Source organism: Lentzea sp. HUAS TT2, assembly GCF_051853195.1.
Taxonomy (GTDB): domain Bacteria; phylum Actinomycetota; class Actinomycetes; order Mycobacteriales; family Pseudonocardiaceae; genus Lentzea.
The window spans coordinates 3,662,626-3,676,145 of sequence record NZ_CP196667.1 but is presented as its reverse complement, the minus strand read 5'-3'; the positions used below and the strand labels follow the sequence as shown (position 1 = coordinate 3,676,145).

At 67.8% G+C, this 13,520-nt stretch carries 19 protein-coding genes; 12 read left to right on the top strand and 7 right to left on the bottom strand.

The window, feature by feature from the left end; translation table 11 throughout:
* Positions 1-45: 45 nt before the first annotated feature.
* The 9 genes from ACSHWB_RS18570 to ACSHWB_RS18530 all read left to right on the top strand — a co-directional run bounded on the left by ACSHWB_RS18570 (position 46) and on the right by ACSHWB_RS18530 (position 5,901).
* A complete protein-coding gene (locus ACSHWB_RS18570; RefSeq protein ID WP_439663265.1) occupies positions 46-540 on the top strand; it encodes a lipid droplet-associated protein in 495 nt (164 codons plus the stop codon).
* Positions 537-1,775, top strand: coding sequence for an exodeoxyribonuclease VII large subunit (xseA, locus tag ACSHWB_RS18565; protein ID WP_439663264.1), 1,239 nt, complete (start codon positions 537-539; stop codon positions 1,773-1,775). Before ACSHWB_RS18570 ends, xseA begins: the two co-directional genes overlap by 4 nt.
* Positions 1,765-2,109 (top strand): sugar ABC transporter substrate-binding protein, encoded by a 345-nt coding sequence (locus ACSHWB_RS18560; RefSeq protein ID WP_439663263.1) that lies wholly within the window; start codon positions 1,765-1,767, stop codon positions 2,107-2,109. Before xseA ends, ACSHWB_RS18560 begins: the two co-directional genes overlap by 11 nt.
* On the top strand, positions 2,106-2,321 hold the full coding sequence (locus ACSHWB_RS18555; RefSeq protein WP_439663262.1) for an exodeoxyribonuclease VII small subunit: 216 nt from the start codon (positions 2,106-2,108) through the stop codon (positions 2,319-2,321). Before ACSHWB_RS18560 ends, ACSHWB_RS18555 begins: the two co-directional genes overlap by 4 nt.
* A 67-nt stretch (positions 2,322-2,388) precedes the next feature.
* Positions 2,389-3,429, top strand: a complete 1,041-nt coding sequence (gene glpX / locus ACSHWB_RS18550) for a class II fructose-bisphosphatase (RefSeq protein WP_090065604.1) — start codon at positions 2,389-2,391, stop codon at positions 3,427-3,429.
* Positions 3,430-3,560: 131 nt separating this feature from the next.
* Positions 3,561-4,331: a S1 family peptidase gene (locus ACSHWB_RS18545; protein WP_439663261.1), complete on the top strand. Its 771-nt coding sequence runs from the start codon at positions 3,561-3,563 to the stop codon at positions 4,329-4,331.
* Between the two features lie 125 nt (positions 4,332-4,456).
* Positions 4,457-5,017, top strand: coding sequence for a L,D-transpeptidase (locus ACSHWB_RS18540; RefSeq protein WP_439663260.1), 561 nt, complete (start codon positions 4,457-4,459; stop codon positions 5,015-5,017).
* 9 nt (positions 5,018-5,026) lie between these two features.
* Positions 5,027-5,434, top strand: coding sequence for a L,D-transpeptidase (locus ACSHWB_RS18535; protein ID WP_439663259.1), 408 nt, complete (start codon positions 5,027-5,029; stop codon positions 5,432-5,434).
* 56 nt (positions 5,435-5,490) lie between these two features.
* A complete protein-coding gene (locus ACSHWB_RS18530) occupies positions 5,491-5,901 on the top strand; it encodes a L,D-transpeptidase (protein ID WP_439663258.1) in 411 nt (136 codons plus the stop codon).
* Here ACSHWB_RS18530 and ACSHWB_RS18525 read toward each other — a convergent pair.
* Entirely contained in the window at positions 5,856-6,869 is a 1,014-nt protein-coding gene (locus tag ACSHWB_RS18525) for a Glu/Leu/Phe/Val dehydrogenase dimerization domain-containing protein (protein ID WP_439663257.1), read from the bottom strand. The two genes, ACSHWB_RS18530 and ACSHWB_RS18525, sit on opposite strands and share 46 nt — an antisense overlap.
* A gap of 110 nt (positions 6,870-6,979) precedes the next feature.
* Here ACSHWB_RS18525 and ACSHWB_RS18520 point away from each other — a divergent pair, with 110 nt between their 5' ends.
* Positions 6,980-7,435: an Lrp/AsnC family transcriptional regulator gene (locus ACSHWB_RS18520; RefSeq protein ID WP_439663256.1), complete on the top strand. Its 456-nt coding sequence runs from the start codon at positions 6,980-6,982 to the stop codon at positions 7,433-7,435.
* Here the strand turns inward: ACSHWB_RS18520 and ACSHWB_RS18515 are convergent, their stop codons facing one another.
* Together ACSHWB_RS18515 and ACSHWB_RS18510 are read right to left on the bottom strand one after the other, a co-directional pair.
* The gene (locus tag ACSHWB_RS18515) at positions 7,436-7,885 is read right to left on the bottom strand and encodes a hypothetical protein (protein ID WP_439663255.1); all 450 of its coding nucleotides are present in this window, start codon (positions 7,883-7,885) and stop codon (positions 7,436-7,438) included.
* Positions 7,886-7,902: 17 nt separating this feature from the next.
* On the bottom strand, positions 7,903-8,871 hold the full coding sequence (locus ACSHWB_RS18510) for an NAD(P)/FAD-dependent oxidoreductase (RefSeq protein WP_439663254.1): 969 nt from the start codon (positions 8,869-8,871) through the stop codon (positions 7,903-7,905).
* Positions 8,872-8,934: 63 nt separating this feature from the next.
* Here ACSHWB_RS18510 and ACSHWB_RS18505 point away from each other — a divergent pair, with 63 nt between their 5' ends.
* Positions 8,935-10,329 carry a class II fumarate hydratase gene (locus ACSHWB_RS18505; RefSeq protein WP_439663253.1) on the top strand — a complete coding sequence of 465 codons (1,395 nt, stop codon included), beginning with the start codon at positions 8,935-8,937 and terminating at the stop codon, positions 10,327-10,329.
* Positions 10,330-10,356: 27 nt separating this feature from the next.
* Here ACSHWB_RS18505 and ACSHWB_RS18500 read toward each other — a convergent pair whose 3' ends face one another.
* Together ACSHWB_RS18500 and trhA are read right to left on the bottom strand one after the other, a co-directional pair.
* Positions 10,357-10,794 (bottom strand): hypothetical protein, encoded by a 438-nt coding sequence (locus ACSHWB_RS18500; RefSeq protein ID WP_439663252.1) that lies wholly within the window; start codon positions 10,792-10,794, stop codon positions 10,357-10,359.
* A gap of 371 nt (positions 10,795-11,165) precedes the next feature.
* On the bottom strand, positions 11,166-11,837 hold the full coding sequence (gene trhA / locus ACSHWB_RS18495) for a PAQR family membrane homeostasis protein TrhA (RefSeq protein ID WP_439663251.1): 672 nt from the start codon (positions 11,835-11,837) through the stop codon (positions 11,166-11,168).
* A 77-nt stretch (positions 11,838-11,914) separates the two neighbouring features.
* On the opposite strand from trhA, the gene ACSHWB_RS18490 reads away from it, so the two are divergent.
* On the top strand, positions 11,915-12,697 hold the full coding sequence (locus tag ACSHWB_RS18490; RefSeq protein ID WP_439663250.1) for an isoprenyl transferase: 783 nt from the start codon (positions 11,915-11,917) through the stop codon (positions 12,695-12,697).
* 55 nt (positions 12,698-12,752) lie between these two features.
* Here ACSHWB_RS18490 and ACSHWB_RS18485 read toward each other — a convergent pair whose 3' ends face one another.
* The gene (locus ACSHWB_RS18485; RefSeq protein WP_439663249.1) at positions 12,753-13,019 is read right to left on the bottom strand and encodes a hypothetical protein; all 267 of its coding nucleotides are present in this window, start codon (positions 13,017-13,019) and stop codon (positions 12,753-12,755) included.
* Positions 13,020-13,110: 91 nt separating this feature from the next.
* Positions 13,111-13,368 (bottom strand): hypothetical protein, encoded by a 258-nt coding sequence (locus ACSHWB_RS18480; protein WP_285643532.1) that lies wholly within the window; start codon positions 13,366-13,368, stop codon positions 13,111-13,113.
* Positions 13,369-13,520 lie beyond the last annotated feature (152 nt).

The following is a 13,520-nucleotide window of genomic DNA, read 5'->3' as shown; positions in this document are numbered from 1 at the left end:
CCCGTTCCTAGGCATTCAGCGCGCAGTTGCGGCAGGCTAGACCGCATGAAGCCACTGCCTCTGGGTGTCCGCATCGCCGCCGGCCTGGCGGTGACCGCCCTCGAACAGGCCCGCAGGCTGCCGCAGCAGCTCGCCGGGCTCCCGTTGACGGTGGTCAGCGAGGCGATGCAGCTGTCCATGCGCGTCCAGCAGCATGTGACCGAACTCGCCATCAAGGGCGACGACGTCCTCTCTGGACTGAGGCCGGCGGAGGAAGAACCGGAGTGGGCGACGTTCGACGAGGACGAGACGCCCGTCACGACTTCTCAGGAAACCGCCGCCGACGACCCGTGGGAAGAGGAGGAGCGCGCGCTCGCCGAGGTCCCCGAGTTCCTGCCGATGTACGACGAGCTGTCGATCGCCCAGCTGCGCGCCCGCCTGCGCAACCTGGACGTCGAGCAGCTCGAGGAACTGCTGCGCTACGAGAAGGCTCACGAGTCGCGGCCTGAGTTCGTGGGGATGCTCAACCGTCGGATCGCGACGGTGAAAGCGCAGTCGTGAGTGATGCGAAATCCACGCCGGAGAACCCCTGGCCGGTGCGGACGGTGGCCCGCAAGCTGCTCGACTGGATCAACCGGCTCGGCGACGTCTGGGTCGAGGGCCAGGTCACGCAGCTCAACGCGCGCAGCTCCACGGCGTTCCTGACGCTGCGCGACCCGAGCGTCGACATGTCGATGTCGATCACCTGCAACGCCTCGATGATCCGCGAGCTGCAGCTCACCGAAGGCAGCAGGGTGATCGCGCACGGGAAGATCAGCTTCTACCCGAACCGGGGCACGCTGTCGTTGCGGGCGGACGACATCCGCGCCGTCGGCATCGGCGAGTTGCTGGCGCGCATGGAAAGACTGCGCAAGCTGCTGCACGCCGAGGGCCTGTTCGACCCGCGCCGCAAGCGCAAGCCGCCGTTCCTGCCGGGCAAGATCGGTCTCATCACCGGCCGGGCCTCCGCGGCGGAACGGGACGTGCTGACGAACGCGCGGAACCGTTGGCCCGGCGCGCACTTCCGCGTCATCAACGTCGCCGTGCAGGGCCCGACGGCCGTCACCCAGGTGATGACCGCACTGTCCACTTTGGAACGCGACCCCGAGTGCGATGTGATCATCATCGCGCGCGGCGGCGGCAGCGTGGAGGACCTGCTGCCGTTCTCCGACGAGGCACTGTGCCGCGCGGTCTCCCAGTGCCGCACTCCGGTCATGTCGGCGATCGGCCACGAACCGGACACCCCGCTGCTCGACCACGTCGCTGACGTGCGTTGTTCGACGCCGACCGACGCTGGCAAACGGGTGGTTCCCGATGTCGCCGAAGAGAGTGAACGCATCCGTCAGATGCGCGACCGCGGCCGGCGCGCGTTGCACGGCTGGGTTGATCGAGAACGCAAACTGCTCGACCAGCTGCGCTCCCGACCAGTACTTTCGGATCCTTACGGCCCGCTGGAGCGCCGTTCCGAAGAAGTGAAGCGTTTTCGCGACCAAGGTCGCAGGGCGATCACGCAACGACTCGATCGGGAAGACGTCCACCTGTCCGGGACCAAAGCCCGCTTGACGACCCTCGGACCAGCCGCCACGCTGGCGCGCGGATATGCCGTTGTGCAACTCGTCACACCTGACGGGCCGGACGGGGTGCTGCGTTCGGTCACGGACGCACCGAGCGGAACACAGCTGCGGGTACGCGTCGTTGACGGAGCAGTGCACGCCGTTGTCACCACTGCGGAAGGGGGAGGTACCGATGATGCGTGATGCCGTGTTCCTGCCCCTCACCATGGAGGCGGCCGGTTCCTGCGGCTCGGGACTGCGCACGAAGGCGGAGGCGGCCAACCGCGCCGCGTCGGAGTGCTGGACGGCGATGGTGGGCGACTGCGACTCCACGAGCCGCCGCACGCTGATCCTGACGTTGCACGACCTGAGCGAGGCCACCGCCGGCACAGTGCAGTACCGGCGCGTCGCGGAGGCCGAGGCGCTCATCGACGAGGCGGTGCGAGAGGGTGACGGCGAGGAGTTCGCGGAGGCGCTGGTCGGCTACGACCTGGCCGTCGCGACCGTGCTTAGCCGTCTGAGGAGTCAGTCCGCGTGAGTTCAGAGACGCTCGGTTACGAGTCCGCCCGTGACGAGCTGGTCGAGGTGGTCCGCAAGCTGGAGGCCGGTGGCCTGTCCCTCGAGGACTCCCTCGCGTTGTGGGAACGCGGTGAGGCGCTCGCCAAGACTTGTGAGCAGCATCTCGCCGGTGCGCGCGAGCGAATCGATGCAGCTCTGGCTGTCGTCGAGGAGGACGTTTCGGACGCGTGATCCCGTGCAAGGATTCAGCTGCCGATCACAAAATCCGGCACGCTGAGTAGTCGCATGGAGGCGCGCAATGGTGAACACCCCCGCGGAACGACGTCGCGAAGCCCCCGACCGGAACCTGGCACTGGAGCTCGTGCGCGTCACCGAGGCAGCGGCGATGGCCGCGGGCCGCTGGGTGGGGCGCGGCGACAAGAACGGCGGCGACGGGGCGGCCGTCGACGCGATGCGCAAGCTCATCCACACCGTCTCGATGCGGGGCGTCGTGGTGATCGGCGAGGGCGAGAAGGACGAGGCGCCCATGCTGTTCAACGGTGAAGAGGTGGGCAACGGCGAGGGCCCCGACTGCGACGTCGCGGTCGACCCGATCGACGGCACCACGCTGATGGCCAAGGGCATGCCGAACGCGCTGGCCGTGCTGGCGGTGGCCGAGCGCGGGGCGATGTTCGACCCGTCCGCCGTGTTCTACATGGAGAAGCTCGCCGTGGGCCCGGAGGCGGCCGACGTCATCGACATCACCGCGCCGCTCGCGGAGAACATCCGCCGCGTCGCGAAGGCCAAGCACAGCGACGTGTCCGACGTGAACGTGTGCATCCTCGACCGGCCGCGGCACGAGCAGATCGTGCGGGAGGTCCGTCAGGCCGGCGCGCGCATCCACTTCATCTCCGACGGCGACGTGGCCGGCGCGATCGCCGCGGCACGCCCCACGTCGGGCGTGGACATGCTCGTGGGCATCGGTGGCACGCCAGAGGGCATCATCGCCGCGGCGGCGCTGAAGTGCGTCGGTGGCGCCATTCAGGGCCGGTTGTGGCCGAAGGACGACGAGGAGCGCGAGAAGGCGATCGGCGCGGGCCACGACCTGTCCCGCGTGCTCACCACGAACGATCTTGTTTCCGGTGACAACGTCTTCTTCTGCGCCACGGGTGTGACCGACGGAGACCTTCTGCGCGGTGTGCACTACCGGGCGGGTGGCTGCACCACGCAGTCGATCGTCATGCGCTCCAAGTCCGGCACCGTGCGCATGATCGACGGCTTCCACAGCCTGCACAAGCTGCGCGAATACGCCTCGGTGGACTTCGACCTGCCCGAGGACGTGCAGCAGCCGCTGCCGTAATTGTCCCATTCACTGTGAACTGTGAACGCTCGGTAACCAGACGAGTGACCCTAGTGACGGTGTGACGTTCGTCCTTAGTTTCCGACCTGACCCCGGCAACCCTGCGCCGGGTTCAGGAAAGGAACTCAACGATGAGGGCACGTTCGTTGTTCTCCGCAATCGTCGTGGCCGCGGGCGCCCTGCTCGCCACGGTCACCGCGGCCAGCGCGGCTCCCGCTCCCACGGCTGACGGCGACGTCTCGCCGATGATCGTCGGCGGCGGCAACGCCTCCCAGGTCTACCCGTTCATGGTCTCCCTGCAGAGCACCTCCGGCAGCCACTTCTGCGGCGCCTCGCTGGTCAAGGCCAACTGGGTCGTGACGGCGAAGCACTGCGTCCAGGGCTCGTCGGCGTCCTCGATCCGCACCCGGATCGGCACCACGAACCGGACCAGCGGCGGCACCACGACCGGCGCGTCGCGGATCATCCTGCACCCGTCCGCGGACCTCGCGGTCGTGCAGCTGAACACCTCGGTCAGCCAGGCCCCGATCACCATCCCGACGTCGTCGGGCGCGGTCGGCACCGCCACCCGCATCATCGGCTGGGGCCAGACCTGCCCGGTCCGCGGCGCGTGTGGTGCCCCGGTGACCCTGCAGGAGCTCAACACCTCGATCGTCGCTGACAGCCGGTGCTCCGGCATCAGCGCCGCGTCGGAGATCTGCACCAACAACACCGATGGCAACAAGGGCGCCTGCTACGGCGACTCGGGTGGCCCGCAGGTGAAGTCGGTGGGTGGCCGCTGGGAGCTCATCGGTGCCACGAGCCGCTCCGGCGGCGGCGCCAACTGCGCCCAGGCGCCGTCGATCTACGTCGACGTCGCGTACTACCGCTCGTGGGTCAGCTCGAACGTGGGCGGCCTGTAACCGGGTAACCGCATTCCGAGGGCCCGTCTCCCATTCGTTATGGGAGGCGGGCCCTCGCCGTTGCAACCTGAGCAGTCCTCCCGCCGTCTACTTCGGCAAGGGATGGAACAACCAGGGGGTACGCGATGCGGATGCTGCTAGTGGCGGTCGCGTTGATGTCGGTGGCGGGGTGCGCGCAGGGGGCCGTGCACGCCGAGACTCCAGCAGCGCCACCATCTTCTACTGCTTCCTCGGCTTCTTCCGCACCGTCGCCGGCGCCGCCGGCCTCGTCCGCTCCACCGGTCTCGTCCGAGGCACCGCCTCCTCCCCCGCCGCCGCCACCGCCCGTCGTGAAGCCGACGCCGTGCACCATCAGCGACGGCGCGTGCATCCAGCTCTCGACGAACCAGTCGTGGGTCGTCAGGGGCGACAAGATCGTCTACGGCCCGACGCCGATCACGCACGGGCGCAAGGGCTTCGAGACGCCGCTGGGCAACTTCCCGGTGCTGCGCAAGGTGAAGGACGAGTGGAGCCGGCCGTACAACGCGGCGATGCCCTGGTCGACGTACTTCACCGAGAGCGGCATCGCGTTCCACGAGGGCTCACTGACCGTGCCGTCGCACGGCTGCATCCACCTGGACCCGCCGTCGGCCAAGTACTACTTCAACAACCTTTCGATTGGCGACACCGTCCAGGTGGTCTCATGATCATCAACCATGAGAGTCCTGGCCGTCACGGCCTTGTTCCTGCTTGGTCTCGCGGCACCCGCCCAAGCGTCCAGCTGCTCCGTCCACAACGGAGCGTGCGTCCAGAAGCACACGAACCTGGCCTGGCTCGTCACCAACGGCGTGACGAGCTACGGCCCGGTCCGGATCAGCCACGGCAAGCCCGGCTTCGGCACGCCGGTGGGCAACTTCCCGGTGCTGCGCAAGGTGAAGAACGACTGGAGCGTCCCCTACAACGGCCCGATGCCCAACGCCGTCTACTTCACCACCGACGGCATCGCGTTCCACCAGGGCGACCTGAACTCCCAGTCCCACGGCTGCGTGCGGCTGACCTGGAACGACTCCGAGGTCTTCTACAACAACCTCTTCCCCGGCGAACGCGTCCAGGTACTTCCATAAGAAGATGATTCAAGTCACCCCATCGTGGTTATCCCACTACCGAGGGGTGATGAGAGATGCGAGTTCTGATCGCGACGGTGCTTCTGATCCTCGGTTTCGCTGTTCCCGCACAGGCTCAGGCGGGATGCACCGTCTACAACGGAGCGTGCCTGGAGAAGCATTCCAACCGGGCATGGCTCGTCTTCAACGGCACCACGAGCTACGGCCCGGTGCCGATCAGCCACGGCAAGCCGGGGTACGAGACCCCGGTCGGCACGTTCTCCGTGCTGCGCAAGGTGAAGAACGACTGGAGCGTCCCCTACAACGGCCCGATGCCGAACGCGGTGTACTTCACCACGACCGGCATCGCGTTCCACCAGGGTGACACTGCCGTCCAGTCGCACGGTTGCATCCGGATGTCCTGGGACGCGTCACAGGTGTTCTACGACAACCTCATGGTCGGCGAGAAGGTGCAGGTCCTGCCCTGACCGACCGGTTTGAAGGCCTGGCCGGCACCGGCCAGGCCTTCAAGCAGCTTCTCGACCGTCGTCCCGATGCGGTCGACCCTCTTCAGCGCAGTCTCGTGGTCGGCCCCGTCGTCCTCCCTGGCGAGCGTGTAGATCACACCGCCGGCACTGGCGACGTGATCGGGCACCCACACGATCCCCCGCTCCCGCAACAGGTCCGCCACGCCGTCCTCGGTGAGCTGGTTGTTGGCGGGCCCGACGATCAACCGGACGTCGAGGTGCCGCACGCTCTCCGGGCTGAGCACCCCGCCCACCGCCGCAGGGACGAGCACGTCGGCCTTGATCCGGTACGCCTCGTCAGGACGCACCCAGGCGAACTCGCCCGTCCGCCTGCTCTCGTCCACGTCGGACACCACGACGTCCGCACCCTTCAGGTCGCGGGCGATCAGCTCACCCACCGAGCCGAACCCGCTGATCACGACCTTCCGGCCGGCCAGGTCGCTCGTGCCGAACGTGTGCCGGGCAGCCGCCTTCAACGCCGCCAGCACACCCCGCGCCGTGGGCCCGCTCGACGAGCCCGTACCGCCGTGCTCCTCGGGCAGGCAGTAGGCGTGCGGCGTCAGCTCCCTGAGCACCAGCATGTCGTCCGGTCCCGTCCCGACGTCCGGACCGGCCTGGTAGGCGCCGCCGAACTCGTTGATCAGGTCGGCGTGGTCGAGCAGCACGTCACGCCTGAGCTGCGGCGTGAGCTCCCGGTCCACCACGATCACGCTCTTGGCTCCCCCGTGCGGGATCCCGGCCGCCGCGCACTTCAGCGTCATGGCCTTGGACAACCGCAGCACGTCCGTCACGGCATCGGTGATCTGCGCGTACGCCTTCATCCGGCACCCGCCGACCGCCGGCCCCGCCGCCGTCGAGTGCAGGGCGACCATGGTGGTCATCCCCGATCGTTTCCCCGAGCGGACGACGAGCTGTTCGTGTTCCCACATCTTCGTTCCTCCCCGAACTTCAGCCAGGCTTCGACCTCGAAGTTAGGGTGAACAGCAGGGTTGATGATGCTTCTCCGAACGTTGTTCGGCAAAGCAGCCTGAGGAGCGCGATGGATGAACTTGATTCGGCGATCGTGCGGGAACTGCAGCGCGATGCCCGGCAGTCGAACCGCGACATCGCCCGCAAGGTGGGCGTCGCGCCGTCGACGTGCCTGGAACGCACCCGCCTGCTGCGCGAACGGGGCGTGATCCGCGGCTACCACGCCGACATCACCCCGTCCGCGCTGAACCGGGGCGTGCAGGCGCTGGTGTCGATCCAGGTCCGCCCGCTGAGCCGCGCCGTGATCGACGCGTTCAAGACCTTCGCCCACGGCCTGCCCGAGGTGACGGCGGTGTTCGTGATGGCGGGCAGCGACGACTTCGTGATCCACGTGAGCGCGCAGGACAACGACCGCCTGCACGCGTTCCTGGTGGACAGGCTGAGTCAGCGCAAGGAGATCGTCGGCTTCCGCACGTCGATCATCTTCCAGCACCTGGCGAAGCACGACCCGGCACCGCTCGCGTAGTCACTCGCAGCGCGCGTCGAACTCCTCCCGCGACACCCAGTCCCCGCGGTACAACGTCTTGCCCTCGCTGAGCTGCGCGAGGGTGAACATCTGCGTGGTGGCCTGTGGGCGCTGCTCGTAGGCGATCTCGACGTGCACTTCCTGGTCGGGAGCGGGCTGTTGCCAGGGAACCGTCTCCACCGCGCCCTCCGGCGTACGCCCCGTCTCGACGGAGGACAGCGGGGTCGGCGTGACGAAGTCGAGCTGCCAGATCTTCGGCTCGTCCTCGTCCCACGTGTCGCCCTCCACGACCACGAACGCGATGCGGACGAGCTTCTCGGCCTCCTCGCCGCAGTTCGCGTAGACGATCTCGACGCCACCGGTCGGCCCGAGCCGCACCGCGTACGGCGGCCAGTCGCTGCACCCCGACAACAGCAGACAGGCCGCGAGCACGGCCACAAGTCTCCCCATGCCCGCAGATCCTGCCGTCAGCTGCCGTCGCTGGAGTGCCCGGGGAACAGGTGCGCCGACGGGTTGAGCGCCACCGCGATGTTGTTGACCGCGGTCGCCGCCTCCCCGAACCCGGTCGCGATGAGCTTGACCTTGCCGGGGTACTGCGCGACGTCGCCCGCCGCGTAGACCCTGTCCAGCTTGGTCTTCATGGTGGAGTCGACGAGCACCGCGCGGTGGTCGAGCTCGAGCCCCCACGACTCGATCGGCCCGAGGTCGGCCGTGAACCCGAGCGCCGCGACCACGGTGTGCGCCGGCAAGGTCCGCGCGTCGCCACCCTTGACCTTGATGTCCACTTCGGACAGTGGCTCGCCGCGCAACGCCAGCACCTCGGCGTCGGTGATGATCTCGACCCCGAGCTCCCGCACCTGCCGCACGGTGGCCGCGTGCGCGCGGAAGTTGGCCCTGCGGTGCACGATCTTCACGCTCGCGGCGATCGGCTGCAGCGCCAGCGCCCAGTCGAACGCCGAGTCGCCACCGCCCACGATCACCACGTGCTGCCCGGTGTGCTCAGCGAGCACCGGCACGAAGTGGACCATGCCACGTCCCAGCCAACCGTCACCCGCGGGCAACGGGCGCGGGTTGAACTCGCCCATGCCCGCCGTGATCAGCACGGCCTTGGTGTTGATCGACGAACCGTCCGCCAGCCCGACCCGCAAACCGTCCTCAATGGACTCACAGGTGCGCGCCTGGCGGCCGAGCAGGTAGGTCGGCTTGAACTGCCCGGCCTGCTCCACCAGCCCGTTCACGAGGTCACGTCCCCGCACGGCGGGAAACCCCGCCACGTCGAAAATCATCTTCTCCGGATACATCGCCGTGACCTGGCCGCCCGGTTCTGGCAGTGCGTCGACGACGGCGACGTTCATTTCCCGGAAGCCTGCGTAGTAAGCGGCGAACAACCCCGTGGGACCAGCTCCCACGATGAGGAGGTCGACGTCACGCTCCATGAGTGGTGCCCTTCTGCCAGTGGTGGGTGGCAGTGCTGTGATCGACCATAGAGACTCGAAGGTATGTCTGAACAGGAGTACCGCGTCGAGCACGACACGATGGGTGAGGTCCGCGTGCCGGTCGACGCATTGTGGCGCGCCCAAACACAACGCGCGGTCGAGAACTTCCCGATTTCCGGTCGAGGCCTGGAACGCGCCCAGATCAGAGCACTGGGCCTGCTCAAGGCAGCGGCGGCCCGGGTCAACGCCCAGCTCGCCGTCCTCGACGAGGACGTGGCCTCCGCCATCGCCACCGCGGCCGACGAGGTCGCCAACGGCCAGTGGGACGCCCACTTCCCGGTAGACGTCTTCCAGACAGGTTCCGGCACGTCCTCGAACATGAACGCCAACGAGGTCATCGCCACCCTGGCCACGCGAGCCCTCGGCCGCGACGTCCACCCGAACGACCACGTCAACGCCTCGCAGTCGTCCAACGACACCTTCCCGACCACCCTGCGCGTGGCCGCCACCGAGGCCGTCCTGACCGACGTGATCCCGTCCCTGGAACACCTCCAGGGCGTCCTGGAATCACGCGCCCGCGAATGGTCCGACCTGGTCAAGTCCGGTCGCACCCACCTCATGGACGCCGTCCCGATCACCCTCGGCCAGGAGGCAGGCGCCTGGGCGTCCCAGGTCCGCTACTCGGTGGAACGCCTGCACGCCTCGATCCCGCGCCTGGCGGAACTCCCCATCGGCGGCACCGCGGTCGGCTCGGGCCTGAACGCCCCCGCGGACTTCGGCCGCCTGGTGGCAGCCGAACTGGCCACCGCCACCGACCTGCCGCTGGTAGAGGCCCGCGACCACTTCGAGGCCCAAGCCACCCAGGACGGCGTGGTCGAGATCTCGGGCCAGCTCCGCGCCACCGCGGTAGCGCTGTTCAAAATCGCCAACGACCTCCGCTGGCTCGGCTCCGGCCCCCGCACGGGCCTGGGCGAACTGGCCCTCCCCGACCTCCAGCCGGGCAGCTCGATCATGCCGGGCAAGGTCAACCCGGTGATCTCCGAGGCGACGATGATGGTCGTGGCCCAGGTCATCGGCAACGACGCCACCGTCGCGTTCGCCGGCTCGCAGGGCAACTTCCAGCTCAACGTGATGCTGCCGGTCATCGCCCGCAACGTCCTGGAGTCGTCCCGCCTGCTGGCCGCCGTCGCCCGCCTGCTGGCCGACAAGGTCCTCCTGGGCACCGAACCCTCGGTGGACCAGATGCGGGAGTACGCCGAGTCGTCGCCGTCCATCGTCACGCCGCTGAACCGCTACATCGGCTACGAGGAGGCGGCTTCGATCGCCAAGCAGTCGTTGAAGGAGCGCAAGACCATCCGCGAGGTGGTGCTGGAGCGCGGGCACGTGCCGGGAAAGCTCACCGAGCAGCAGCTGGACGCCGCTCTGGACGTGCTGCACATGGCGCGCGGCGGCCGCTGACGCGCAACGGGCGGCTAGCCGGGGTGGCTAGTCGCCCGAGATACCCCACACGACGGTCGTGGCCGGCACACCGTTCTCGAAGAGCGTGGTGAACCGTCCGTTCCACTTGAGACCGTCGTCCTCGTCGAGCTCTCCGGCCTCGTAGGACGCGTCGAACTGCTCGCGCGTGGGCGTGACGGTGCCGAACTTCTCGCGCATCTCCGCCGCGGCCATGGGGCGGACCGTCCAGGGCTCTACGTCGTCACGGACCTCGAAGACGTCGAGCACCGAGTGCGTGCCCTCCAGCGGGAGGCGCTCGTACACGCCGTAGAGCTCCTGCAGCGCCTGGACCGTCGTCGGCCGCGGAACGTCCGGTTCGGCCCAGTGGTACTCGCCGCTGGCGAGCGCCTGCTCGTGCAGAGCGTTCAGGACCACGACCGGGTCAGGGTTGTAGTCGGCGTAGCGGATCCAGGCGGACGCACCCATGTCCGCAGTAGATCATCAGGAGTACATCGCGAGCTAGATGGCGCAGACCACGGCCCCGATCAGCGGAGGTCGCGATGAGCGAAGTGGAACGGCGTGGGCCGGCGCTTGACCGGGTCGCCGGGGCCGCTGCACAGGACGAGGCAACCGTTCGCGCACTTGGCCGGGCCTACGCCCGTGGAGTGCTCATGGACGTCCGCGTGCTTCACCGGCTGCGCGACGGCGAGCACTGGATCAAAAGGCCTGAAGAGGGCGCGGACGCGCTGGCGATCGTCGACGCAGACCCTGGTGTGGACAGCCCTGCTCGAAGTCGAATGTGCCTCGCTCGGCCTGGAAACGGCCTGACAAGACCAGCAACCTGGGAAAACGCCAGGTCAGGAGTACATCGCGAGCCAGATGGCGATGTAGTGGCAGATAGCCGCAACCACAGTCGCAGCGTGGAAGAACTCGTGATACCCGAAAACCTGAGGCCAGGGATTCGGCCACCGAGTCGCGTAGAACACCGCGCCCACCGTGTACAGCGCACCACCCACCAGCAACAGCACCAACGCAGCAACCCCAGCGTGGTGCAACAACTCAGGCAGAACGAAAACCGCGACCCACCCCAGAGCGATGTAGATCGGCACCCCGAGCCACCGAGGCGCATGCGGCCAAGCCAGCTTCAACGTGACCCCGAGCAAAGCCCCGATCCACACGACCAGAAGCACCGTCGACCCGGTCCCAGGATCCATCGCCAGCAGCGCGAACGGCGTGTAGGTACCGGCGATGAACACGAAGATCATCGAGTGGTCGAGCCGCTTCATCCACGTGCGCACGCGTTCGGACTTCCACGTGACGCGGTGGTACAGCGCCGAGACACCGAACAGGCCCAGAACTGTCAGGCCGTAGACGGAGGTGGCGAGGGCGGCGCGGGCGGACACCGTGGACGCCGCCAGTGCGATGAGCGTCGCGCCTGTCGCCACCGAAGCGATGAACGACCAGAGGTGCAGCCATCCACGCAGGCGCGGCCGCAGTCCGGGCTGAGGAGGAACGGTTGCAGTGGTCACAGGTACCTAGGTTACGCGACCGTAGGTTTCCGACCAGTACTCAGTGATGAACCTTGCACGGCGTACGCTGTTCGGACGTGGCACTCCGCACCCGTGTGAAAGACGTCGCTATCCACCTCTACGAGTGGATCCTCCGACGTGAGCTGAGCGCCACGCCTCAGGCACCCAAGCACGTGGGCGTGGTTCTCGACGGCAACCGCAGGTGGGCCAGGGAAGCCGGCTTCACCGACGTCGCGCACGGTCACAGGGCCGGCGCGCGCAAGATTCTCGAGCTGCTCGAGTGGTGTGGTGACGCCAAAGTGGAGGTCGTCACCCTCTGGATGCTGAGCACCGACAACCTCAACCGCGACAACGAAGAGCTGGCGCCGCTGCTCGACATCATCGCGGACATCACCGACGAGCTGGCCGGCGACGGCAAGCCGTGGCGGGTCCGGCACGTCGGCGCCATCGACATGTTGCCCAAGGAGCACGCCGAGCGGCTCACGAACGCCGCGGCGCGCACCAAGAACCGCACGGGCATCCAGGTCAACGTCGCCGTCGCGTACGGCGGGCGGCAGGAGATCGCGGACGCCGTCCGGAAGCTCCTGCAGTCGCACGCCGAGCGTGGCGGCACCATCGAGGAGCTGGCGGAGGTGCTCGATGTCGACCACATCGCGGAGCACCTCTACACGTCCGGTCAGCCGGATCCTGACCTGATCATCCGCACGTCCGGTGAGCAGCGGCTTTCCGGTTTCATGCTCTGGCAGTCCGCGCACTCGGAGTTCTGGTTCTGCGAGGCCTACTGGCCCGGTTTCCGGCGCACCGACTTCCTGCGGGCCATGCGCGAGTACGCCAAGCGCCACCGCAGGTACGGCAGCTGACGCAAAAGGGCGCCCACCGCGAGGTGGGCGCCCCTGAAGTGCGTCGACGACGAGATCAGTCGTCGTAGCCCCACTCGGCGCCGTCCTCGATGCCGCCGGCCGCGCAGGTCTCCGTGATGGAGGGCGAGTTCACCGGAACCGCCGCGCCGAGCACGCCGACGTTGTTGCCGCACACGCCACCGGTGAGGTTGAGGTTGTTGGCGTTGCCGACGACCAGCAGCGGCTCGTTGACCCAGTGGTGGCCGGGAGCGGCCATCGCGGGGGAACCGACGGCAACGAACGCAGCAGCAACGCCGAGGGCGGCAGCAGCCTTCTTCAGCACGATATTTCTCCTCATGAAGGTTTAAAACGGGGAAAAAACGCGTCTGGGGGCGCCAGAAATGACGCCCCCAGACGTAGAGCTAAAAGGGAGATCAGCCCTCGTCGACGATGCCGCCGGCGGCGCAGGTCTCGGTGATCGACGGCGAGTTGATCGGCACAGCGCCACCCAGCACGCCGACGTTGTTGCCACACGCACCGATGGTGCCGTTGAGGTTGTTGCCGTTCAGCAGAACCAGCAGGGGGCCGTTCTTCCAGTGGTGTCCACCGTGGCCCTCGCCGGCCATGGCGGCCGGGGCGAACGCGAGCGACAGCGCGGCTGCAGCGGCAACCACGGCACAGGCCTTCTTCATGTGATTCTCCTTCATGTCGGGTTATCCCCGTCATTTCCGGAGTCTTCGGGGATCTCCGGAGCGGTGGGGTCTCCGGGCGGAAACGCTATAGGCATTGATCCAAAAAGGCGGCCCGCGTGACCCCATTGTGTGACGGCAAGATCAACAACATT

Coding starts and splice junctions, on each gene's coding strand:
- ACSHWB_RS18535 (WP_439663259.1), top strand. CDS start 5,027: ATGAGAGTCCTGGCCGTCACGGCCTTGTTCCTGCTTGGTCTCGCGGCA.
- ACSHWB_RS18515 (WP_439663255.1), bottom strand. CDS start 7,885: ATGGGGAGACTTGTGGCCGTGCTCGCGGCCTGTCTGCTGTTGTCGGGG.
- ACSHWB_RS18545 (WP_439663261.1), top strand. CDS start 3,561: ATGAGGGCACGTTCGTTGTTCTCCGCAATCGTCGTGGCCGCGGGCGCC.
- ACSHWB_RS18530 (WP_439663258.1), top strand. CDS start 5,491: ATGCGAGTTCTGATCGCGACGGTGCTTCTGATCCTCGGTTTCGCTGTT.
- ACSHWB_RS18525 (WP_439663257.1), bottom strand. CDS start 6,869: ATGTGGGAACACGAACAGCTCGTCGTCCGCTCGGGGAAACGATCGGGG.
- ACSHWB_RS18540 (WP_439663260.1), top strand. CDS start 4,457: ATGCGGATGCTGCTAGTGGCGGTCGCGTTGATGTCGGTGGCGGGGTGC.
- ACSHWB_RS18520 (WP_439663256.1), top strand. CDS start 6,980: ATGGATGAACTTGATTCGGCGATCGTGCGGGAACTGCAGCGCGATGCC.
- ACSHWB_RS18570 (WP_439663265.1), top strand. CDS start 46: ATGAAGCCACTGCCTCTGGGTGTCCGCATCGCCGCCGGCCTGGCGGTG.
- ACSHWB_RS18510 (WP_439663254.1), bottom strand. CDS start 8,871: ATGGAGCGTGACGTCGACCTCCTCATCGTGGGAGCTGGTCCCACGGGG.
- ACSHWB_RS18500 (WP_439663252.1), bottom strand. CDS start 10,794: ATGGGTGCGTCCGCCTGGATCCGCTACGCCGACTACAACCCTGACCCG.
- ACSHWB_RS18560 (WP_439663263.1), top strand. CDS start 1,765: ATGATGCGTGATGCCGTGTTCCTGCCCCTCACCATGGAGGCGGCCGGT.
- ACSHWB_RS18480 (WP_285643532.1), bottom strand. CDS start 13,368: ATGAAGAAGGCCTGTGCCGTGGTTGCCGCTGCAGCCGCGCTGTCGCTC.
- ACSHWB_RS18505 (WP_439663253.1), top strand. CDS start 8,935: ATGTCTGAACAGGAGTACCGCGTCGAGCACGACACGATGGGTGAGGTC.
- glpX (WP_090065604.1), top strand. CDS start 2,389: ATGGTGAACACCCCCGCGGAACGACGTCGCGAAGCCCCCGACCGGAAC.